Here is a 21324-nt window from a genome sequence, read left to right as displayed (position 1 = left end):
GCCGCGTCGGGTTCGGCGCCGTATAGGTGCACAGCTTGCGGATCAGCGTGCCCTGCGTCATTTCCTTCAGGCCCAGTGTGGCGACGATTCGGTCGATGTTCGCCTTCTCACCGACGATGAGTTGCCGGTCGATCTGGCCAGCCGGCCGGATCAGGCATTTCTCGTACAATGCCAGATCATCGGCGCAATACAGCTCCTGCAACTGGTCGTCGAGGTCGGTGAAGCGCGGCTCGAAACGAAGTCCGAACCAGTGCAGGATGGCGAAGTTGGCCTTGTTGATGCTGTGCATGTCGCCGGTGATCGCGCTCGGCACGATGTCCGACGTGTTGCGGTACCAGATGTCGAACACGTGGTGAGCCTCGTACTCGTGTGCGCCTATCAGGTAGCCGTTCAACGGCACGTGATTGCACAGCAGCGTGTAGGCGACGACGCCCTTGCCGCGGCCGAAATATTTGCGCGAGTAGCGCGCCTTCACAGTTGGTCGCTCGACGCCGAATTTCTGCCCATCAACGGCACCGTACAACGAATCGAGGTCGAACGAGTAATGCGGGAAGATCGGCAGTGCGGCGATGGCGTTGCTGATGCAATCGTTGGCCACATGTAGCGTCGCCTGGCGCAGGTACTGCTGGTAGGTACTCTCCAGGACGTGGTACGGGATGTCGCTGGTACGTGCCATAACCTGGTTGCCGTGGTTCATGGCTTGGGCAATGATCACCGCCATCAGACTGTCGGCGTCGGCTACCTTCTTCGCATAGCGTGGCTGCAATGGTGTCAGCGCCGACAGGAACTGGCACTGGCCGTTGACGAAGCGAAACACGTCGGCGACATCGCAGTATGGCAGTTGCTCGTAGAGAGCTTGCTCGCGCGCCTTCTGGTTCTCCCCCTTGGGCTTGCGCCAGGTCAGTCTCTGCGTGTCCTTGTCGTATTCCAGGTGCGTCAGCTTGCCCTGTTTCAGCTCGCGATTGAACGCCACCCATTGCGCACGCAACTCGGCCGCCAGTGCATCGAGCTGGGCACTGACCGGCTGCCGCAGGAAGGGGATGTCCATCTGCGCGAGCACGGCGGCTTTCTCGTCCATCGAAACCAACTCGTCGGACAAATGCCGGTGCTGCAAGCTGTCGTCAATGTAGAGCTCGCCCGCCTGGAAGCGTTTCCTGACCTGACGGTAAAGCCAGAATTCGTAACGATCGGCATGCAGGCCTGTCGGCGTGCCTTCGGCATCGAACATCAGCAGGTACGGACGCAAGCGTTTCGGCAGCGTTGCCGCCGGACATTCGTCGAGTGGCCGTTGTGATAGGCGCTGCTGCTTGGCGAACACGCTCTTGGCCCAAGTCAGCGCCGCGAGCCATGGGTTATCGGGGGCCGTGCCGGCGAAGTCGAGCGCGACGTACAGCGGCCGTAGATGGCGTCGAATGCGTTCGGCCAGGCCGTCCACCGCCTGCCAGTGCAGCGCCAGTTTGTTCAGTGGCTTGACGCTCATGCGCTGCGCCGTGTTTTGCAGCAATTCCCTGGACATGATTTTGTAGGCGCGTTGGCGCACCTCGCCGAACGGCGTCGGATCGGCCACGCTGTCGTCCACGTACAGCGACAGCAGGCGGCCAACCTGCGGCGTTTCCTGATGGCGTCGCAGCTGTTCGGCGACAAAGGACTGTTTCGCACCCGTGCGGCTCTCGTCCTCAAGTTTTTTCATGTGGAAGGCCATCGCGTCGACCAGGTTGTCGGTGAGCTGCCGGTAACGTACCCAGGCATAGCACAGCAGGTAGAGCCGGGTCTGCTCCGCCTTCAGGTGGCGCAGGTCATGGACGGTATAGAAGTTCGCCAGGCTCGCGTAGTACAGCAGGTTCTGCTGCGAGATGCCGAGCTTGGGCAGCAGCGCCTTGGCGATCCCGTGCAAGGACTTCAGCGTGGCGCGCTTCTCGCGCTCCCCTGCCATCTGACGCCAGCCGAAATCTTTAGCGTCCTGCTTGAGCGCTGCCAGTTGAGACAGGGTGTCGTCACGCACCAGGAGCTGGCCCAGCGCAGCTTTGGCCGATTCGTCCAACACTTCTGCCAGCAAGCCGCCCAAGCGCCTGCGTTCGGTGGACAGGGCTTCACTGACCAGCTCTTGTAAGGTGGTGTGGCCGGGCCGGATGATTTTGTGCTCGCTGAGCCAAACGATCAGTTCGGCGGCCACGAATCCTGGCATTACGTCGCGCCGCACGATCTGTTCAGCCTGCTGTGCCAGTTGCGGCAGGAAGCTAGCCGCCCACGACCGGTAGCCGAACAGTTCGGCGATCTGACCCCTCTGGCTGTAGTGCTCATGCTTGGTGATCGCCTTGCGTTCGAACGCTTCGCCGTGGAAATAGCGACTCAGCACGAAGGCGCAATCGTCCTCGACCTCATGCCAATCGAAGCGGAAGAAAGCATGCTTGGCCTTGAAGTAGCCGATCTGCAAGACGCAATAGACTTGGGCCTGCAGGCTAGGCCGGCTGCTGGCGAACGCCAGTTCAGATTCGGCCAACGCCAGGTATTCCAGCCGCTGAGCATCGTCGAAGTCCGGTAGGCGGTACAAGGCTTCCTGCTCTGCGTCAGAAAAGACGGTGAGTAGCTTATTCTTGTTGCTCATCGACCGTCCTTCCCGCACCACGCCAACCTGCTCGCGTCAATGTTTCGATCAACGTAGTGCGCTTGACATTGAAGTTGCGGCACACCGCCGCCTTAGACATGCCGCCATCGAGCGCGGCGACGATGGCGTCCAGCTTCTCACCAGTGATCGCCTGCGGCCGGCCGCCGATCCGGCCGCGTTTGCGTGCGGCGGCCAAGCCCGCGACGACGCGCTCCTGAATCAAGGCGCGCTCGTACTGCGCGAGCGCACCGAACACCTGGAACAGGAATTCGCCCGAGGGCGTCGTAGTGTCCAGGTTCTCTGTCAGCGAGCGGAACGCCACCCGCTTGTCCTTGAGCGAAGTCACAATGGCGAGCAGGTGCGACAGCGAGCGACCGAGCCGGTCGAGTTTCCACACCACCAGCACATCGCCGGCTCGAACGAACTCAAGCGCCCGCGCCAAGCCGGCACGGTCATCCTTCGCGCCAGAGGCACGATCCTCAAACAGGTGACGCGGATCGACGCCGGCGGCGAGCAGCGCGTCGCGCTGCAAGTCCGTGCTCTGGCGGTCGGAGTCCGACGACACGCGCATGTAGCCAACCAACATAGGCGGATAACCATCAAAAACAGGTTTCCGCATAATAGTGAATAGCGATAGAGTTTTCCGTACATTTTTGAGGGGGTGTTGCACAGGTAGCACTGTCGCTTTCAGAAGGCGGTAGCACGAAATATCAGGAGTCGGCTGCACTGGTAGATTGCAGCGCGGCATATAGGGCCGTCTTGCTCACCTTGAGCCGTGTAGCGACCTCCCGGACATTCAGCCCGTTGGCGATGTGCTCCCGCGCCCGCTGCAACTTCTCGGCGGTGACCACCGGCTTTCTGCCGCCCTTGCGCCCTCTGGCCGCCGCAGCAGTCAACCCGGCCCTGGTGCGCTCGCGGATCAGATCGCGCTCGAACTGGCCCAGCGCGCCGAACACGTGGAAGATGAGCCGACCGCCTGGCGTGGTGGTGTCAATGGCTTCCGTCAACGACCGGAACCCGACGCCCCGCGCTTCCAGTGCGCCGATGGTCTCGATCAGATGCGGCAACGAGCGCCCGAGCCGATCCAAGCGCCAGACGGCCAGCACATCCCCGTCCCGCAGATAGGCCAGCGCATCGGCTAGGCCAGGCCGGTCGGTCTTGGCCCCAGATGCCGTGTCCTCAAAAATCCGCTCGCAGCCTGCCTTGCGCAGCGCATCCACCTGCAAGGCTGTGTCCTGCTCTACCGTCGAAACCCGCGCATAGCCGATCAGTGCCATCAACCACCCCTTTGTCCGTTCTTCCGTCCGGCTATCTTAGTGTCCGATAAGCCATTCGGAAAGAGGTTGTCGGACAGAATTGGGGTTGACCGGCTAACGGTCGTTTGAGGGACAAGGCGGCGGCTGGCGTCAGCCGAAAAGCTCGCTGTGCGAGCCAAGCCGCGCCAAGCGCAGGGTGTCGGAATCGGACTTGCGGTAGATCGTAGAGCTAACCGGCGCTGCGCGGCTTTATCGCGCAGCGTCCAGCGACTGAAAGGAGCGAGGTTGAGCGCCGGGTTAGCGCGCTGGAACAACATAGACGGTTTTAGTGGGAGAGTTTAAGGGTTGCAACACCTGCAACGATTAGTGCGACGCCAAAGTAGCGCCCGATGCTGCTTGGATCACCATAAAAAAGAACGCCAACAACGAACGTACCCGCAGCACCGATGCCCGTCCAAATTGCATAAGAGGTGCCAATCGGGATCTCTTTTTGCGCAAGCCATAAGAGAAACCCGCTAATCGCCATAAAGGCCACGGCAACAATGATGCCGGTGACTCTTGTTTCAGCTTCTTGCGCCATTTTGAGACCGACAGGCCAGCCTATTTCAAAAGCTCCTGCGAGAAGCAAATAAACCCAAGCCATGGCATTCCTCCTTCTGCTGGTGTGGAAACGGTAAGCGCTAACATTAGCAGATCGGGCTTGATGTGGCATTCACGGTAGCCCGCCCAATCGCCGGAAAGGTCGTGATCGCGGTAGCGCGCATCGAGGGGCTGATCGCTCGCCAGCGCGACCAGTACCGGCTTGAGCGCGTCATCAAGCGTGGCGCGGTGCAGGCCCTTGGCCTCGCGCTTGTAATCGCGTTTGAACGCGGAGGAACGGTCAATCGTCCGCATGCAAATCCGCCATCAGATCGTCCACGCTGGTGAACTTCTTGCCCTTGCCCGCTTCCAGCTCGGCAATGGCCTTCTTGGTGGTGGCATTGGGCACCTTCACATCGAAGGGCAGGCGATGTTCGTCGGCGATGCGCAGCATCAGCAGGCGGATGGCGTCGGAAATTGACAGGCCCATTGCTTCAAGCGCGGTGGCGGCGCGCTCCTTGGTGTTGGTGTCGATGCGGGCGCGGACGTAGGTGTCGGCAGTGGTGCTCATGGCAATTCTCCGGGAACGGTTCAGATACCCATATCGTAGTCACAATGCGACTACACGCCAAGGCCGCATCGTGCAGGGGATTTCTGAGCAATTCCGGCCCCTTGCGGCACTTCGTGCATAGGACTGCTAACACGGCCCGTTCAGAAGTCGGCTGCACACCGGGCGGCCCGCCCCGTGAACTGGTGCAGTCGTCTTCTGAAAATGACATTCCTAGTGCTCGCTGAAACGGTTTCATAAAACGGTCGTTTTTCGAAACTGTCCAGACGTTACAAGGGTTTGCGGGGCAGCGACTGAGCTTAAGTGCACTTTCTGTTCCGTTGCTCCCCCAACCCCGATGACGAGCAGTTGCCGGAGGTGCCCGCCGACATTCTCGACCAGCTGGAAGGCCGAGGCTTTGACATGGGAGACATAAGCGACCGCGAGCGTTCGGCGCTGCAACGCGTAATCGCTATTAACCAGCGGCTTTATCGTCGGGCATGGGAGCTTGAACACCGGGTAGAGGAACTGGAGACGCACGGCCAGTACATGCGGCAGCAGATTGTCGGCCTGGTCCAGCTAACGCGGCGGCTAGGTCACGAGCCATCAACCAAACCGCCACGGTAAATGGCACTGGCACTCTATTTAGATTTCTTCACGGCCTCTCTTGCGCGGTCGTCGTACTCATCCTTGTACCGCTCGCGGATCGTCGTCATTTCATCTATGAGCGACTGTACCTGCGGGGCTAGCGCGGCTTCGAAGTCGGCTAAGTCTGCCTGGCCGACGGTGGATTTCGTCGCCGCTGTCCGACCAGGTGTGCCGAAAGTCACTAGAGCGGCACGCAGCGCAACCCCTCGGCCTATCAGCCGGGTGCATAGGTGCTCCGCGACCGTTGGGGTTATGTCTAACCCATCGTCGCGGGCGGCTTTGAGTGCCGCAAACATTAGCTCTCGTTTGCAACGCTTGTGCGCGGCTGCTACCTGGGCCCCACACCGCCCCGCTATATGCCGTAACGTCTCAACGCCACCGCTACGGTTGAACAGGAACCGTTCCAGCAGTTCGTCATAAGCGGCTTTGACTTCCGTTTCATAGACGTGCAACAGGGCTTCGCGTTCTGGAATCTGCATGGCGGCTTCTCAGGGGTCTATAGCTATACCCTAACACATATATACATTAGGGTATAGGCTAAAGCGTCGCCCGGCGAGGTTGCCGGGCTATTCAACCTCTTGGAATCGCTGTGAGCATTCCCCGCAGATCAGGTGCAAGCCAGGCTTGGCCCATACGTTGATTTTGGTTTCACAGGCGCAACTATATTTGGCGCGGGTCTGCTTGGATGGTGCCGGTTCCGTCAGTTCGGGGGCCTGGATGTTCTCCGGGTCTACTCCGTCCACCGCCCCTTCTAAAGCAGCTTGCAGGAGTTCGGCGGGTACATGACGCCCAGGACGTTGGTCAGCCCAGGTGATTTTGAAGGACGTGGCCAGCAACTTTTCTAAAGCCTGTTCGAATGCCCCACCTTCTATGGGGTAGTCGGCCATACGTTCCCCGGTTTGCTTTCCCCCTGGTTTGCCGGTATCGCTGGGCATCAGACCCACGGCTTTCATTTTGTCGCCCCACTCCCGGTTGTGATAGCGGCGGCGGCCTGGCTTACCGAAGTGGTGCTGCCACAAATGCACCATTTCATGCACCACCGTTTGCATCACCTCTTTCAGAGGGATGATTCCGAAATATGCCGGGTTCAACGCAATTTCATCGGTAGTCGATTTGTCACCCTGGTTAAAAAAACGCTCAGCCGAAAAATAGCCGTAGGTCTTTTTCTCGCGCTGGAGCGTGATTAGGCAGGGAGGCAACTGGCCGTTGAATAGCTCCGCGTTGAAATGCGCGTAGGCTCGGTCTAGTTCGTCATAGGCGTCTTTCGTGGGAATCATCATTGGCCAATCTCCTTTGGATTGTACAAACCAATTATAGCATATGTTTGGTTTGTACAATCCATTATTTTGGTATGTACAAACCAAAAATTTGTCATGACAAAGTTTTCCAACCCGACACAACGCCACCTCAGAAGCCCCCCACCGGCCCGGCTGCGCTCGATTCGGGGAGATCAAAAACCAGATCCGCGCCCGCCGTCGAAATTTGTTTTCCGTAGTAGCAAATGCGACGACCAGGCAGCGCTATCGGTTCTGGTTTGTACAATCCAAAAAATGGTGCAGGCGACCAGGCGGGGGGGCGGGCCGCGCTCTGCGCGGCCAAAAGCCTATCCCGCGATTGCCACCTCTACGTTTCCGTAGAGGTGGATGCCCTTTTTTGCCATGGCAAAAAAGTGGCTTGGTGTAGGAGCTAATGCAGGATAGACTAATCGTCGAAAGGTGCAGCACCTTCGGTGCGCACGTCCTCGGGCGCTATGCGCCCTGCGGTCCTCGTTCTTCGAACTGCGGGAGGGGCAGAAGCCATGCCATCAAAGAAACCGCTCCTATCGGCGCGGATACAGCCAGACACGAAAAGCCTGTTTGACGAGCGAGCGGCGTCATTGAACATGACGACAGCCGCGCTGCTGGAAAAGCTGGTGGAGGCATTTCTACAGAGGCCATCGCCCGAGCCTTCTGCGATTGCCAAGGCCGAACCTGCCGAAGTAGGGAAAGCGAAAGCACGGGTGGATGTTCCACTGGCGCCGTCGGAAGGGAGGGCGCTGGAACAACTGGCAGGGGAAATGGGCTGGTCAAGGTCCAAATACCTGGCCCAGCTTTTCCGCGTGCATCTCTCAAGTGAACCGAGATTCAGCGAGAAAGAATTGCTGGAGCTAAGGCAAGTGACCATGCAGCTTTCGGCGCTTGGGCGTAACGTCAACCAGATTGCCCGTGCTCTCAATGTGAGCCTGGATCATGCAAACCAGGCTCATGCTGTGCAGTGGGAAACCATGCACAAGGTCATCGACTTGCACCGGCAGTTCGTCAAACGTCTGGTGAAAAGTAACCTGGACTATTGGGGGATGAACGATGGCGAGCAATGACGCGGGCGGGTTCTCCCGCGATCAAGAACACAATATTGAATTCGCCTTTGGGCACCGCAAGCCAAAAGGCCAGAGACTGACGCTAGGGAAGGGCGCGGCAAAGGCTCAGGCTTGGCGCACGGTAAGTAAGGTGCCTGAAGTCATGGTTCGGGTATCGGGCGGCGGTAAGACGAGCCAGCACGTAAAAGCTCACTTCGATTACATATCCCGAAATGGAAAGCTCGACATGGTTAATGACCAGGGCGAACTGATCCGGGGCAAGGATCAAGTGGGCGACTTGTTCGACTCTTGGGACATGGACTTATCGAAGGGGCAGGGCAAACTCAAACAGGCTTTCAATGTCGTGCTGTCCATGCCTGCTGGAACAGATCCACAGAAGGTACTGGCAGCGGCGCAGGGCTTTGCACGGGAAACGCTTTACGGGAAACACCAATATGCAATGGTTCTGCATACCCCGGAAACGGACCCGCACAAGGATGCTCCACCACACCCGCATGTGCACTTAATCATCAAAGCCGAAGGGTATGACGGGAGACGCCTACACATTCGCAAAGCGACCTTGCAGGCCTGGCGGGAAACCTTCGCAGAGCAGCTTAGAGATAGGGGCATTGAAGCCAACGCTACGCCAAGATCGGTGCGAGGTGTTACCAGGAAGGGCAAGACCGCAGCTATATATCACCTAGAACAACGCGGGGCTTCACTTGTTCAAGCCGAGAAGATTAAGCAAGCAGCGAAGGAATTGAATGATGGCGACACGGAGTTAAAGCCGTGGGAGAAAGCCATTATCAACCGGCGGCAAAAGACGCTGCGTGAAATGCTCCAGGCCGCAAATAGCTATGAAGCGGAAGGGGACGCGGACCTGGCCCAAGCTATTCGCCAACATGCGGCTTCAATGCCTCGACCGGAAACCGAGCGGCACGCAATCAAGAAGGCCATTGTTCAGAAGGTCAAGGAAGGTCGCGGGAAGGATCGCGGTCAAGAGCAAACCGCGCCAGATCGAGACGAGAAAGAGCGTTAACAGAAATGGCTTTTCTGTATGAGCACTTTTGTGTTATCTGTAGGGCATGGATTTGCACCGCCTAACCCCCGGAGGGAGCATGAAACAGAAGCTCAGCATGGGCCAAGTGGTATTGGCCTGGATCAACATCATTGTAGGAACCGGCACGGCACTACTCGGCTTGTGGGCCTTCCTGGCTACCGTGACCGATTGGGATTTGAAAATGTCCTGCTACTACCTGTTCGCAATCGCATTTGGTGCCTTCTTTGTATGGAGCGGCGCACGTAAAATTCGCGGACAGCAACTCAAGCCATCGCAAACCGCCTCGGAGGTCGATCATGAGACGCCGTGAATTCCTTGCTTTGAATTACACCACCGACGTTAAAACGCTGATGACCGTAAAGTGCGATTCCGGTTTCAGCATTGAAGTGTTTGGCGACGGGGCCAATGGCAGCTATGAATGGCGCCTGGTGGATGAAGGCGGTTTAGTGGAGCAGCATTCCAATTGTGGCTATGGCATCCCTGCCATTGCCTTGCGTGATGGCCTTATCGCGTACTATGGGACGCCACGGGATGATATAGAGCTGGAGCATGTAGATTTCCGAACAAATCATGAAACGGCCTTACGGCAAGGAGACTTGTAAATGGACAAACAAATCGACAGCTGGAATGTAATGGTTAACGGCGTCACTGTAGGGAAGATCGAAAGTGCAGTCCTGACTAAGATCGATCAAAACGTGATGCGGGACAAGAGAATATGGCTAGCTCAAGGTATTGAGCTTGGCTGCTGCGTAGTTCGAGGTCTTTCCTGTGCTGCCCAGCTAACCCCTTTCGCTGCGTTCGGTTTTGGCCTGTTTACCGCTGCATCTTCTCCTATGTGGTTCAACGACCAAGTTAAAGCAGATGCAGCAGCACTCTTTATGCAAACAGCGCTTTTAGGTGCCTCTGCGTCATTGGCAGCTGTGATTTTTGGGGGGTGTTTCGGCCTGATCCGGTTTGGCTATCAGAATCAATTTTCCAAACGCAAAGGCCACCTGATGCGGCTTGTTCTCGGCGTGCCAGCAGACGGTGAAATCAGCGCAACCCCAATCATGGATACAGCGCTGCTACGGAAAGAAAATGAAGGCAGCCATGGCTAACGACGTAGTGTCCATGATCGAGGTTGACCCGGCGTATTTGGAACAACTGGAGCGCATCGCGGATCGTTACCAGTGGCTGCGCGAACGAGCCGTGCGAATCCAGGGCAGTGATGTTTGGTATTCCGGCGAAGCCTTGGACATTCGCGTCGATATCGGCTGTGCCCATGTATCAGAACAGTTCAACACGCGCTTGCCAGATCCTCACCCCGTCAAGCGCGGGTAACCCTCCTAAGCAACTTGCCGCTAATCAGCGTGCGTTCTCATCCCGAATCCCGGCGACCAGGTGGACTATCGCCCCTGGCATGCCGGTGTCGTTATTAAATAGGTCTACCCAAACGAGAGTGCCGAAAGAACGCAGATTGATTTATCATTTGCCCGCAAATACCTAGTCTAACGATAGGTTATCGTTAAGCTTTTAATGTTGAGGTCAAATGATAAATAGTCAATGCCGCCTTTACCTGCGGGCGAGTACCAAAGACCAGGACGAGCAACGAGCCAGGTTCGCCCTGGAACAATTCGCGGCGGAGCGTCAGCTATCTATTGTTGGGGTATACGCGGATTCCATATCCGGTACCAAGATTGATCGGCCTGCATTGGCCAAGCTGCTGGATGAAGCGGAACCGGGCGACGTGTTGCTATGCGAGAGCGTTGACCGGCTGTCCAGGCTATCCCGTGCCGACTGGCGCAGGTTGCGTCAAATGATCGAAGACAAAGGCATGCGGTTGGTTGTCGCGGACTTGCCTACTACGCATCTGCTGATCGGAGGCAGTGACGTTACCAGCCAACTCCTTTCGGTTATCAATGACCTGTTACTGGACTTGATGGCCACGCAAGCCAGGATCGACCAGGAGAAGCGTGTGGAGCGAATACGGGAGGGACTGGCCAACAAGAGAAGGAGAGGGGAGCCAGTGGGGGGAAGGGGCCGCAACCAGGCCAAGTGGGCCGCCGTTGAACGGCGCCTGAAAGAGAACCTGGCCATGGCCGATATCGCCAAGCTTTGCGATGTAGGCATAGCCACAGTCTATCGCATTCGCGCTGAACTCAACAATAAATCAATATCTGAATAGCTGATTATTGGTAATTTGCACTGACACTTTTGCCAAAAGTGTCGTATCATAAATGCGTATTCTGTTAGGAGACGCATCTATGAACCGCGCAAAACCTCAGCTTTTTAACGTCCTGGACGCGAACGGCCAGGTGATCTACCAGGGCACTATCAACGGTTGTTCCCACTGGGTCGATTTGCACGCACGCGGCAAGATTTGCGTAGAGCGTGTTCGTCGTAGCCTCCGCAAGAAGGGGGCTGTCCATGCCTACTAGTCAGGTAGCAGCGGTTATAGAGCGCGTAAAGGGCACCCGAGTTTGTGACTTAGCCCTGCTCCCTTCCGAAGACGTGCAAGCATTTTGCGCGTTCCAGCCATCGCGATTCCTTGATAGCTTGCAGTTTGCGTTCAACCAGGCCAAGGACCATCGGCCCGGGGCGCATGGGCCGAGAAGGGATCATTAAAGCCTCATGAGGATAGCCGCCATGACCGCGACTGTTACTGTCAGCATCATCACCCGTGCAGACTTGCAAGACGCGTTGGTGCGTTGTTGCGATCAGCACCCCGCTAGTGGCAACGGCCACTGTCTACATCCGGACGCAGCTTTGATGGCCGATTTGTTCGGCCTGATGCTGCATTTCCGCAAGGATTCTACCGCCACCGCTGATATCAATCCGGCGATCATCGCCGCGTTTGAACGGTGGAACAAGGCAGAATAGCCCCGGCGAACGCCAGGGAGCCATACACAACATCTAGTGTTCAAAGCAGCTGCCGGCAACGGCGATCGACACTAAATGTTGTAGTTAATCGGAGAGGAAACGTAAGCATGACAGACGAAACCACCAGTTGGCAGACCACAGCCACCAAAGTAATCACCGCGATTAAGAACGACATTAGCAAGGTCACGCCTCGGGAATTATCTCCTGATGACCTTTACGAACATCTGCTAACGGTCCGCCGTGAAGAACTTGCGGAGTCGGTACCGGAAATCCGGGACATGAGCGACAAGACCTTTGCAAGCGTGATGGGCGTGATTCTCGACCGTTTAGGTGGCGACGGCATAGTTACCCAAGGTTCTCCGGCAATTTGGCTCCAGGTAACACCAGCGGAGGACAAGCGCCTGCCAGATCGGTACGCAGGTGCCCGTCGCTGGATTCGCCTGTCGTCTATCGAAGAAGTCCACCCAATGCCTGGCATTGCCATTGGCGACGATGTGAGCACTTGGCAATACGTGCTCCAGGTGGCGGCGAATGGCAAGACCTACGACGTAAGCCCTGTGCGGTATCTCGGCCAAGCCGTAGAGGCGCCAGTAGAGCGTCTGCTTGCTTTAATCAGTACGGCGGTTAGTGAGGAAAATCGCCGCAGGATGCAACTCTAAGTAGCTGCATACGAACACAGAAAAAAGCCCCGGATAACGGGGCTTTTTTATTTTGCCGAGGCATATTGGGTAGCAGGTTCGGACCTAGCCGGAAGCTGGTACTGCTTCCAAGCTTTCAGAACCAGGTCGGGATATTCGCGCTGGCCGCGACTGCCGTTGTACCGACCTAAAGCCAAGAACAAGTCACCGCCCTCGGTATCCAAGTAGTGACGTAGGATTGCGCAGCCGTACCGTAGGTTTGTGCGCAGGTGAAACAGGTTGTCGGTAGGCCGATCAACCACGTTCAGCCAAAACGGCATGACTTGCATGTAGCCCCTAGCACCGGCGCTGGATACCGCATATTTGCGGAACCGACTTTCCACGTACAGAAGACCCAAGACCATTTCAGGGTCAAGGCCCGCTCTTATCGCCTCATAGTGAACGGCCAGCAAGAGCTTTTCCCGCTCGCCAGGGTTTGGCACCCAATCAACCAAGCGAGGAAGCTGGGCAGCTAGCCAAGCTTCCTTCGCTGCTACGGAAAGAAAAGATCCGTCCGGGGCGGCCTGGTCACTGACGGCCAGGCTTAAACCCGCACGAACCGATGCGGAAATCTGTTCCTCGGCCTGCGCCCCGGCGCTGGCCACCCCAGGGGCAACCAGTACCGAGAGCAGGAGGAACGCAAAGGAAAGGCGCCTCAACGGGCGGCCTCCCGTTGCTTGGCATTACGTGGCTCCGCTTGTTCCTGTTCCTTCCCCTGCTGTTTGACCAGCTGGGCTTCGCGGATCTTAGGCGCCGGTACTGGATCGCCGTGCGCGATGCGTTCAGCCATGGCCAGCTGCGCGACCGCTACGAACCGTTCTTGTTCTTCCTTGTTGTTCGGCCATTGGCGTTCGGCAAACTTGTGCGCCGCCGCTACGGTGCCATAGGCCGGGGCCAATTCCGGGTGCTTACCGACCACTTCGCTGCGGTCGCCGTATACGAAGGCTTGCGCCTTATCGACCGACCCCACTTTCCAGGTATTGCGGATCGCGTCGATTTCGCGGGTTCCAATCTGCTGGCCTTGGTCATCGAATACTTTTTCCTTGGCGGTAACGTCCTTGCTGGCCACCTTTTCCAACGCGATGGTTTCCCCAGGCTTGGCCTGGCTATCTCGCATGGCTCGCTCCAGGTCTTTGCCCCAAACCACCTGTTCGCCCGCCTCGGTCGCGACCTTGACGTAATAGCTCTGGTCTTTCTTGTCGTTGAATTGGTAAGGGGCTTTACCGTGCTCGAGCAGTTGCCCAGTCGTCACACCGTCGCGAATGCTGAAGTCCTTGAGCCGGGCAACATCGGGGCCACGTTCGCCCTTGCTCTGTTCAGCGCTAAGGGCAGCGACAGCGGCGACAGCGGCGACAGGGGCGGCCTGGCCTGGCGACTGACGATCACCTGCAGGTGATTTAGTCGGACGCTGGCCAGCGTCCTTATCGCGCACGGTACCAGCCTCTAGACTGTTTTCCTTGGCGGTATCCTTGACCAACTTGGCCAGGTGCGCTTTCTCGATAGCAGTAGGACGGTAGCCGCTGACTTCCAGGCCGTTCATGGAGGCTTCCAGCCAAGCGGCACGGCGGAATTCCTCGGTGCCTTTAACGGTGATTTTCTCCCAGCCCCGCGCCTTAGCAATGTCCACCATGGAAGCAATCACTTCCTGGTTTTCGCTCTTAGTGGCGAGCTTTTGGCCCTTGTCATCGAAAGCCGCTGTTTTGTCGGGGAAATAGAACTTGTTGTCCACCTGCACGAACCGTTGTTTGACGTGCTCGGGAATGGCTTTCTCACGCGCTGTAACGGCTTCTTTATTGAATCGTAGGGGTTGGCCCGCATCGGCTGATTCGCGGCTGTCAGGGGCCGCCAGAGGAATCGGCTCACGGGCGCGCTCAGCTAGGCCCAGCGTTTCCCGCTCCAGGCGTACACGCTCACGCTGGCGGGCTGCAAACAGACGTGCCTCAGCGTCTGCCGACTCCAGGACTGGAGCGGCGCGCTGGGCTTCCAGATCCGCACGGCGTCGGTTTGCAAAGTCCTTGGCCTGGCTGTCCAGCTCAGGCGTAGCTGCGGGCTGCTGAACGACAGTAGCGTCCATCTGCGGATTCTGCGCAGCCGTGCGCAAATTTTGGCGTTGCTGGCCAACCAGCGCGGACAGTTCTGGGTCGATTTCAGCATCACGGGAAACGCCGCTCTCTACGCTGTTTTCGCGTGCGGGAGCAGGAGCCGGAACCTTGGCCATCAGGGGGATACCGTTCTGCTTGAGCGCGTCGGCCGCCGACAGAGGATTATCTTTGTCGGCGGTCTTGGCATTGATATCGGCCCCGGCTTCAATCAAGCGGTTAGCCGTGCGGCCATCCTTGGCGGTTGCTGCCGCGTGCAGGGGGGTAATGCGGTCCTGGTCGCGTGCATTGACGTTGGCCCCGGCCTCGATCAATGCCTTTGCCACGTCGGCATTACCGGCCTTCACGGCAGATAGGAGCGGGGTTTCACCCTTGACCTGGCCAGCGTCCAGGTCCGATTTCGAAACCTTCGCCTCGATGTTGGCCCCGGCCTCGATCAGCACCTTAGCCGCCTGCGGGGTCAACGCAGGATCGTGCATAACGGTCTTTCCGCTAGGCAAACGCATGTTCACGTCTGCCCCACGTGCTACCAGTCCTTCCAGGAACATTTGACCATTGATTTTTTCGCCAGTCGAAAGTTGGCCACGAACGGCGGAAAGAAGAAGAGGCACGCCATTATCTAGCGGCTCTTTCATGTTCGCACTCAGAGATTTATTCGAGTCGATGATTGCCAATGCGGTATCGACGTTGTTTTCACGCAGCGCCGTTACAAGACCTTCTTTATCAGCTTTAGTAGCCATAAGTTACGTTCCTTCTGCGTCAGTCAGCGATTGAATTAATAAAGGAGCCAAACAGTTCTTGCATTTCCTCGTCAGTGGCAGGTTCGTTTTCCGGTAGTTCGATTTTTTCGAAGTCAATATTATAATCAGTGAGGGACAGTTTATCTATGGTTTCAATGTCATCAGCAACAATTTCCCGATCAACGTACTTAACCAACTGGCCATCAACTTCTGTAACTTCTTCTTTGGCCGGTTTGGGCTTCGGTTTCGCCACTCTCGCAGCAGGGGGGGTATATTCTGCAACTGATTGAACATGCGGCGGAAGCAACCGTTTCTTAAAAACCTTTTCCTTATAATAGAAAACTTTCTCGCACAAAATGGCGTTCATGTTTTCGACAAAGATAATTTGGCGCTTCTTACCAATCTGGCGTACCTCTTGGGGGAGAAGTAACGCTCGTTTCGTCTCGGACGTATTCGTCGATCCACCTTTCAGGTCAAACTTCGGACGTGAATGAGATTTAGCTTTAACTGTAGTGTCGCCGAGCATTTCTGAAACGGTGCGGGCATGCTCTTTGTTTTTAGGAGCGAATACGATTTCGGCACCCAAGCATTCAATGATCGTTTTGGCAACCTCGATACCGTAGGTGGCGATCAACTGGGAGATAGATTGAACGATAATGAACGGACGAATGTTGTAGCCGCCCATATAACCGATAGCTTTGGCAATTACCGGCATGCGCCCTGGTGCGGTGAATTCGTCCATAATCCACGCCAATTGATATTTCAGCTCGGGATTATCTTCTGGCATTTCATCCATATTCAACTCTAGAATCTGCTGCGCGAACAGGTTTAAGAGCAGAGACAGATAATCCAAGTCTTTCGGAAGGATACCCAGGTAGATGGTTATTTTTTGTTTCCGTAGTAAGCGCAGGTCAACGGAGCTACGGCACGTTGCAGCATCAACCAATGGGTTAAGCCATAATTCCAACTTTGCCGTAAAGGTTTTACGAATAGACGATTGCGTATTGCCACTGGTGAAAATGAAGTCATACAACGCTGCCTTGCACGCTGAACTAAGCGGCATTGCAGATTCGTCGCGTTGCTCAATGATTTCTTTCCAGTGCTCGCCAACGGTTTCCCCTTCACCGAACATGATTTGCCGGACAATCTCCCCGAATGTCCGGGGCAGGTTTGGGGTTTCAAAGACGTACAGTGCCAACCCCAGGAACAACGTGCGGCAAGAGGCTGGCCAGAATGGGTCACCGTCTGCCGGATCGGGTGAAAGCATATTGCCTATTTTTTGCAGATCATTGACGCGCAGCATTGGATCGTCCGACACATAGTCCAACGGGTTCCATTGCATGGTGCGCATTTCGGGATCTACGGGACTAAACAGGTATACGTCGCTGAAGGTCTGCCGAAACCCCGAGGTCAGCCGGTAGGATTCCTTGCGCACGTCCAGCAAAACCACGCTATCAGGCCAGCTAAGCATGTTCGGCTGCACCACACCAACGCCCTTACCGGAGCGCGGCGGCGCAGATAGGAGCGCGCCCAGCTGGCCCGAGAGCATAAGGAAGCGGCCACGCCATTTACCGATAATGAAGCCGTGTTCGCCAAGCAACTTGTTCCGCTTTATTTCGGCGGTATTGGCAAACCGCGCATCACCGTGCAACTTACGGTTGATGGGGGCAACGCATATCCCAATCACGATAAGTGGCGGGATGAATCCCGCCACTGTGCAGATACTCAACCACTTCTTAACCTGTGGTTGAGTACCGTAGTAAACCCAGTAGTCAATGATGGTCTTGGGTGTTGCATTGAATGGTGGCTCACCAATTTTCCAGAGAAACCAATAACCAGCTAGATACAACCCGAGCACGACGCCCATAATGCCAAGCACCGTAAAGGCCTTTACCTTGGCATTGAAACTGTCCAGTTCGTTCAGCAGCATATAACCTCCTTAACCCGCCACCTGGATCGCGTATTCAGGATCGTAGTAAATTTGACTTACATACGGTTTGCCATTTTCATCGCGTTCGCACTGAATCACGATGTTAATGAGCATATACAGGTCTTTGATGATTAAATCTTGAGATAGTTGGCTCCCTTCCGGGCTAGCCTGGATCATATTGGCCATTCGGCGAAATGCCATTTTCGGGCTATTGGCGTGAAAACTCGCCATAGTGCCAGGATGGCCACTGTTCACAACATTTTGAAAGAAGAAATACGCTTCATCACCGCGAATCTCAGCTAACAGCACTCGACTTGGGAACTGACGCAGCGTAGAAGCCAGCACGCCTTTTACCCGCAGTTTTTCCGACGCGTCTGTACTCCTAGTAAACTTCAAGTTTACTTGGTTACGGTGCGGCAGCCGTGATTCACGGGTATCTTCTACGGTAATAAGACGTTCGGCTTCGGGGATCTTATGCCCCAGTGCGTTCATCAACGCAGTTTTGCCGGAGCCTGTTTCACCGACAAAAAATATATTTTGCTTTTCCAGCACGGCGGTGCAAAGAAACCCGACCACATCCTTCGCTTTAAACAATTCAAGTAGCGTGCGCTCTTTTACAGTCAGTTCGCGGTTCAGCTCCGTCCGTACTTCTCCGCTGATACCGCGTGTTTGAACCCACTGGGTACGCTCAAAACTACCAAAGCTGATAATTTCCTCTAGTGTGAAAGCCTTCCCTTTGGGGGGAAGGCGTATTGTGATACTTGGGGTTTCTGTTACAGGCGGCAGAGTAATTTCTATCCGCTGCCCTGCCGGTAGTTCAGCACTGATGATTGGTTCGCGAGGCTGGCCCGAGAAATTCGCCACCAGTCGGCTAAGTTCCTCACACCACTGGTAGTCAAGTTCTGGCATCTGGATGTACTCCCAATGCCCATGGGTGTAAGTACAAAGCTCGAACGGCTTGTTGATGCAGAGTTCGTTATAATCCCCGTTGAGGTACTCGTTCAGTACCTCAAGATGGATTTCGACCGTGTGCAGTCCGTCGTTGTTATCCGTCATTCTTTGTACTCCAGGCTATAGACTTTGCCGAAATCAATATCCCGCGCTACATAGATATAAATGTTCGCGCCTTGATTACGAGTCAGAGTGTTCGGGATATTAGCGGCTTCCTTGAAAATCTCGGTGGCCAAGTCCTGCCCGCCGCTACGGGTATTGCCCAGGTTGACAGTGGTGTTCTGGCTATCGTTGCTTTGCTGGGTCGCTTCCAGGTACGCGCCTACGTCGTCGATGATGCTCAGCGCGACAATAGGCCCCCAGCGTTCGGCAAGGTGATAGTCAATGTCGCCGGTGACGCCAGTACGCCCCAGTTCATCGGTAGCCGCGGAACTCAGGTTGAACGCCACATTGTTTGGCATTGGAGTGCGGCCACGGGTCCACACAATCGGCAGGCGCCGATTTCCGCGAGCCAGGCCCATGAGTTGCTGGCCGGTGTAGATGGTGCCGCGCTCGGCCACAATGGCGCTGTGATCGGCAGACCACAGGTCATCGTTTTGGACGCACTGCACCATGCCTACCAGTGACGAGTCCAGGGCTGGACGAACAGTACAGCCAATAGCTTCACCCTGATAAACCATTAACCCAGGGTCGCCCAGTCGGTAGGCTTCAACGGGGTCCATCTGTGCTGATTGCAACGACTGCGACAGACGATCGCCAGGGTTAGCCTGGCCACCCTGACCAGCTTGTCCAGAGACGGCCTGGTACTGGCCGCCCGGTTGTCCACCAGCACGGCCAGCAGTAGCGGCAGCGGTCGATGCCGAACCGGTACCATCGAGCTTGAATTTCACCGAGGACGCCAGGCGTTCTTCACGTTCGATTTGCGCCGGCGATTTCACCGGCTGGCCATTGCTGCCCTTTGCGTTGACGTTAGGCGGCGGCGGTGCGGCCTGGCCGCCCTGTTGCGAACTGGCGGGCGTATCCAGCGCGCCGACCTTGAGAGGTGGCAACTGGGCGTTGGCTGTTTGGGTAGTGTCTACGTCGCGGTCTTTACGCTCCTGGCGCTCTTTGATAAGACCGGCGTAGTAGGTGAACAGCAGCCAGCCAGCAAACCCCAAGATGCATACACCGGCAAGAATATTGGTAACACGGGCTTGAACCCGCATACCTTTGTTGACGGAGGCAATCTTGCGGTCCCCTTGAATGGACTGTTCTTCGATTACTTCATCCTCTTCTTCTTCTTCGACTTCATCCCTGCGGTTCCATGGCATTCTCATTGTTCGGCCTCCTTCAACACACGCTCAACATGCGGCGATTGAGTTTTGGTTTTAGGTCGATCACCCCCGCGTGGGTCATATGACTCGTTATAAATACAAGTCACAAGCTCGCCACTACGGAAAATAAATTTCGCTTTCACATCGTGAATAACCACAACATCATCATTGACGTTGTAGTTAGCCATAACTTCCTTGCCTTCCTCGTTTTCGTAGTAAATTTGAGGAATTTTGGCCCGAGGTGGGAAGGTCACGTAAGTAGCCAAACCGTTGTCTACAACACGGACAGGCTCGATAGTTGTAGCGCCTTCGACGGTCCAGTTTTCGTTTTGGTGGCGGCCATCACCTTGGGTCAACATCTTCTTAACCAAGTCAGCTTGGCCCTTGGCGCGGCGGCTTTGCAGTTCATCCTCCGGGTAGCGGTATTGGATGAACTCATAGTTAATTTCTTTAGGACCGGCCAACACCATATCCAGGTTATAAACACGCTTATTGGTGAGAATGTGAATATTGGTGTTTGGGCTACCCCTGGCTGGCTTCATAAAAAAGCCGTTTCCGGCTGTGATCGCCCCAACATTCCAAGCGTCGGTATAACCGCCGCCCATGTCCAAAATACGTTCGCCAGGTGCGAACATAACAAGGGTGTCACGACCTATACGGGCTTTCACAGTCACATAGTCGTAAGGGTCGTAGTCAACGAATCGAATACGCTTGTCCTTGGTTGACGCAACCGGCGTTGATGCCGCGTGTGCTTGATAGTTCCAGGTGCAACCAATAAGCACTGCAAGCGCGATAGGGGCGATTTTCATAGCTACTCCCTCCCATCAGTTGGCGAATAGGCCGGAGCCGATAAACCGGAGCGTTGCGCGGGTTGTGACTGGACCGCTTGACCCTGGCGGCGGGCTGTTGGATTTGGCGCAGTCAACACCTGGTTCGTGTTGTACTGGGTGATTTGTAGGCCAATATCATTAACCCGGCGTTGCTCCTCAGACTTAGGCAGATTCACCATCTGAAACGCAATATCAGCAATCCAATAAGTTACAGTCGGAATGCCATTGGCTGTGACAGTTCGTTTGAAATGGATTTGGGCTGTATCCACAATCCCTTTTGTGTTCTCCCGAGGCGAGATTGTTTCAATTTGAACTTTGACGGTCGCCTTGTTGCCGTAGACGTTCAGCGGGCCATCCGGGTTTTCAGTGTCCCAGTATTTACCCCACTGGGATTGCAACTGTGGCGACATAAAAGCGGCGGCGCAGAAATAATCACTTTCCGCCATATCCTTGATATAGCGTTCACGGCAAACCGCGAAGGTGTTAAGTGCACGCCGCAACAGCGCATCTTCAAACTTGTCTTTGACTTCTTCCAGCGAGCGCAATGGGTTGATAGCGCCCGTCGTTTCGTTCATGACGAGAACTTGCGGGGCCGGTGGAGGCACCATTGCCGTTTCAACGGCTCGATGAGCAACCCAAAGACTACCGAAAGCGAATACAACAGCCAGACCCGCAACGCGGAATGACCATTTGATCATTTTGTCTTTGCGTTCGACTTCGGTATCAGCCCAGGACTGGGATGCCTGGAGGATTTGCTGTATGTCGTCGTGAGATTCCACGAACTCTTGAATGGTCGATAGGAACCGCTGTAACGCTGCTTCGTCACCTGCGGTTCTAGGAGTGTCGGAGTGCTTACGCTTTTTGCGGACTTCCATTAGCCGTCTCCCAGGTCGAA

The 21324-nt window shown here is 56.0% G+C and carries 25 protein-coding genes; 10 read left to right on the top strand and 15 right to left on the bottom strand.

Annotated elements, in window-relative coordinates:
• The 6 genes from ACW9JE_RS11075 to ACW9JE_RS11050 form a co-directional block, all read right to left on the bottom strand.
• The coding region (locus ACW9JE_RS11075; protein ID WP_457432755.1) for a Tn3 family transposase at window positions 1–2605 on the bottom strand (2605 nt) is incomplete at its 3' end.
• Entirely contained in the window at window positions 2589–3191 is a 603-nt protein-coding gene (locus ACW9JE_RS11070; RefSeq protein WP_010465829.1) for a recombinase family protein, read from the bottom strand. The genes ACW9JE_RS11070 and ACW9JE_RS11075, both read right to left, overlap by 17 nt.
• A 124-nt stretch (window positions 3192–3315) precedes the next feature.
• Window positions 3316–3882: a recombinase family protein gene (locus tag ACW9JE_RS11065; RefSeq protein WP_252607706.1), complete on the bottom strand. Its 567-nt coding sequence runs from the start codon at window positions 3880–3882 to the stop codon at window positions 3316–3318.
• 304 nt (window positions 3883–4186) lie between these two features.
• On the bottom strand, window positions 4187–4504 hold the full coding sequence (locus tag ACW9JE_RS11060) for a DMT family transporter (protein WP_075806982.1): 318 nt from the start codon (window positions 4502–4504) through the stop codon (window positions 4187–4189).
• On the bottom strand, window positions 4462–4755 hold the full coding sequence (locus ACW9JE_RS11055) for a type II toxin-antitoxin system YafQ family toxin (RefSeq protein WP_457432754.1): 294 nt from the start codon (window positions 4753–4755) through the stop codon (window positions 4462–4464). Before ACW9JE_RS11055 ends, ACW9JE_RS11060 begins: the two co-directional genes overlap by 43 nt.
• A complete protein-coding gene (locus ACW9JE_RS11050; RefSeq protein ID WP_252607707.1) occupies window positions 4742–5011 on the bottom strand; it encodes a type II toxin-antitoxin system RelB/DinJ family antitoxin in 270 nt (89 codons plus the stop codon). Before ACW9JE_RS11050 ends, ACW9JE_RS11055 begins: the two co-directional genes overlap by 14 nt.
• Before the next feature lie 300 nt (window positions 5012–5311).
• Between ACW9JE_RS11050 and ACW9JE_RS11045 the strand changes: the two genes are divergently transcribed.
• Entirely contained in the window at window positions 5312–5614 is a 303-nt protein-coding gene (locus ACW9JE_RS11045; protein ID WP_169886261.1) for a hypothetical protein, read from the top strand.
• Between the two features lie 14 nt (window positions 5615–5628).
• Here the strand turns inward: ACW9JE_RS11045 and ACW9JE_RS11040 are convergent, their stop codons facing one another.
• Both ACW9JE_RS11040 and ACW9JE_RS11035 read right to left on the bottom strand, forming a co-directional pair.
• A complete protein-coding gene (locus ACW9JE_RS11040; protein ID WP_044466228.1) occupies window positions 5629–6114 on the bottom strand; it encodes a hypothetical protein in 486 nt (161 codons plus the stop codon).
• Window positions 6115–6201: 87 nt separating this feature from the next.
• Window positions 6202–6915: a SprT-like domain-containing protein gene (locus ACW9JE_RS11035; protein ID WP_044466229.1), complete on the bottom strand. Its 714-nt coding sequence runs from the start codon at window positions 6913–6915 to the stop codon at window positions 6202–6204.
• A gap of 518 nt (window positions 6916–7433) precedes the next feature.
• Between ACW9JE_RS11035 and ACW9JE_RS11030 the strand changes: the two genes are divergently transcribed.
• The 9 genes from ACW9JE_RS11030 to ACW9JE_RS10990 all read left to right on the top strand — a co-directional run bounded on the left by ACW9JE_RS11030 (window position 7434) and on the right by ACW9JE_RS10990 (window position 12548).
• Window positions 7434–7991 carry a plasmid mobilization relaxosome protein MobC gene (locus tag ACW9JE_RS11030; RefSeq protein ID WP_052506179.1) on the top strand — a complete coding sequence of 186 codons (558 nt, stop codon included), beginning with the start codon at window positions 7434–7436 and terminating at the stop codon, window positions 7989–7991.
• Window positions 7978–9009 (top strand): relaxase/mobilization nuclease domain-containing protein, encoded by a 1032-nt coding sequence (locus ACW9JE_RS11025; RefSeq protein WP_052506180.1) that lies wholly within the window; start codon window positions 7978–7980, stop codon window positions 9007–9009. The genes ACW9JE_RS11030 and ACW9JE_RS11025 overlap by 14 nt, the downstream gene beginning before the upstream one ends.
• Window positions 9010–9088: 79 nt before the next feature.
• The gene (locus ACW9JE_RS11020; RefSeq protein ID WP_102886371.1) at window positions 9089–9340 is read left to right on the top strand and encodes a hypothetical protein; all 252 of its coding nucleotides are present in this window, start codon (window positions 9089–9091) and stop codon (window positions 9338–9340) included.
• Window positions 9327–9632 carry a hypothetical protein gene (locus ACW9JE_RS11015; protein WP_052506178.1) on the top strand — a complete coding sequence of 102 codons (306 nt, stop codon included), beginning with the start codon at window positions 9327–9329 and terminating at the stop codon, window positions 9630–9632. Before ACW9JE_RS11020 ends, ACW9JE_RS11015 begins: the two co-directional genes overlap by 14 nt.
• Window positions 9633–10127 carry a hypothetical protein gene (locus tag ACW9JE_RS11010; RefSeq protein ID WP_044466204.1) on the top strand — a complete coding sequence of 165 codons (495 nt, stop codon included), beginning with the start codon at window positions 9633–9635 and terminating at the stop codon, window positions 10125–10127.
• Entirely contained in the window at window positions 10120–10350 is a 231-nt protein-coding gene (locus ACW9JE_RS11005) for a hypothetical protein (protein WP_044466205.1), read from the top strand. The genes ACW9JE_RS11010 and ACW9JE_RS11005 overlap by 8 nt, the downstream gene beginning before the upstream one ends.
• Window positions 10351–10558: 208 nt before the next feature.
• On the top strand, window positions 10559–11194 hold the full coding sequence (locus ACW9JE_RS11000) for a recombinase family protein (RefSeq protein ID WP_044466206.1): 636 nt from the start codon (window positions 10559–10561) through the stop codon (window positions 11192–11194).
• Between the two features lie 461 nt (window positions 11195–11655).
• Entirely contained in the window at window positions 11656–11889 is a 234-nt protein-coding gene (locus ACW9JE_RS10995; RefSeq protein WP_146034184.1) for a DUF3717 domain-containing protein, read from the top strand.
• 107 nt (window positions 11890–11996) lie between these two features.
• On the top strand, window positions 11997–12548 hold the full coding sequence (locus tag ACW9JE_RS10990; RefSeq protein WP_044466207.1) for a hypothetical protein: 552 nt from the start codon (window positions 11997–11999) through the stop codon (window positions 12546–12548).
• Between the two features lie 47 nt (window positions 12549–12595).
• Here the strand turns inward: ACW9JE_RS10990 and ACW9JE_RS10985 are convergent, their stop codons facing one another.
• Genes ACW9JE_RS10985 through ACW9JE_RS10955 form a run of 7 tightly spaced genes read right to left on the bottom strand, consistent with a single transcriptional unit; the run spans window position 12596 to window position 21304 of the window.
• A complete protein-coding gene (locus tag ACW9JE_RS10985) occupies window positions 12596–13225 on the bottom strand; it encodes a transglycosylase SLT domain-containing protein (protein WP_044466208.1) in 630 nt (209 codons plus the stop codon).
• Window positions 13222–15405: an LPD7 domain-containing protein gene (locus tag ACW9JE_RS10980; protein ID WP_044466209.1), complete on the bottom strand. Its 2184-nt coding sequence runs from the start codon at window positions 15403–15405 to the stop codon at window positions 13222–13224. Before ACW9JE_RS10980 ends, ACW9JE_RS10985 begins: the two co-directional genes overlap by 4 nt.
• 19 nt (window positions 15406–15424) lie before the next feature.
• Window positions 15425–17335, bottom strand: a complete 1911-nt coding sequence (locus ACW9JE_RS10975) for a type IV secretory system conjugative DNA transfer family protein (RefSeq protein ID WP_024126019.1) — start codon at window positions 17333–17335, stop codon at window positions 15425–15427.
• A 9-nt stretch (window positions 17336–17344) separates the two neighbouring features.
• Window positions 17345–18391 carry a P-type DNA transfer ATPase VirB11 gene (gene virB11 / locus ACW9JE_RS10970; protein WP_169886259.1) on the bottom strand — a complete coding sequence of 349 codons (1047 nt, stop codon included), beginning with the start codon at window positions 18389–18391 and terminating at the stop codon, window positions 17345–17347.
• The gene (locus ACW9JE_RS10965) at window positions 18388–19602 is read right to left on the bottom strand and encodes a TrbI/VirB10 family protein (protein ID WP_044466211.1); all 1215 of its coding nucleotides are present in this window, start codon (window positions 19600–19602) and stop codon (window positions 18388–18390) included. Before ACW9JE_RS10965 ends, virB11 begins: the two co-directional genes overlap by 4 nt.
• Window positions 19599–20408, bottom strand: coding sequence for a TrbG/VirB9 family P-type conjugative transfer protein (locus tag ACW9JE_RS10960; protein WP_044466212.1), 810 nt, complete (start codon window positions 20406–20408; stop codon window positions 19599–19601). Before ACW9JE_RS10960 ends, ACW9JE_RS10965 begins: the two co-directional genes overlap by 4 nt.
• A gap of 2 nt (window positions 20409–20410) precedes the next feature.
• Window positions 20411–21304, bottom strand: a complete 894-nt coding sequence (locus ACW9JE_RS10955) for a type IV secretion system protein (protein ID WP_044466213.1) — start codon at window positions 21302–21304, stop codon at window positions 20411–20413.
• Between the last annotated feature and the right edge of the window lie 20 nt (window positions 21305–21324).

It is taken from the genome of Pseudomonas sp. SDO55104_S430 (genome assembly GCF_054070595.1).
The sequence above is the reverse complement of the archived record's forward strand: the minus strand, read 5'-3'. Positions and strand labels throughout refer to the sequence as shown.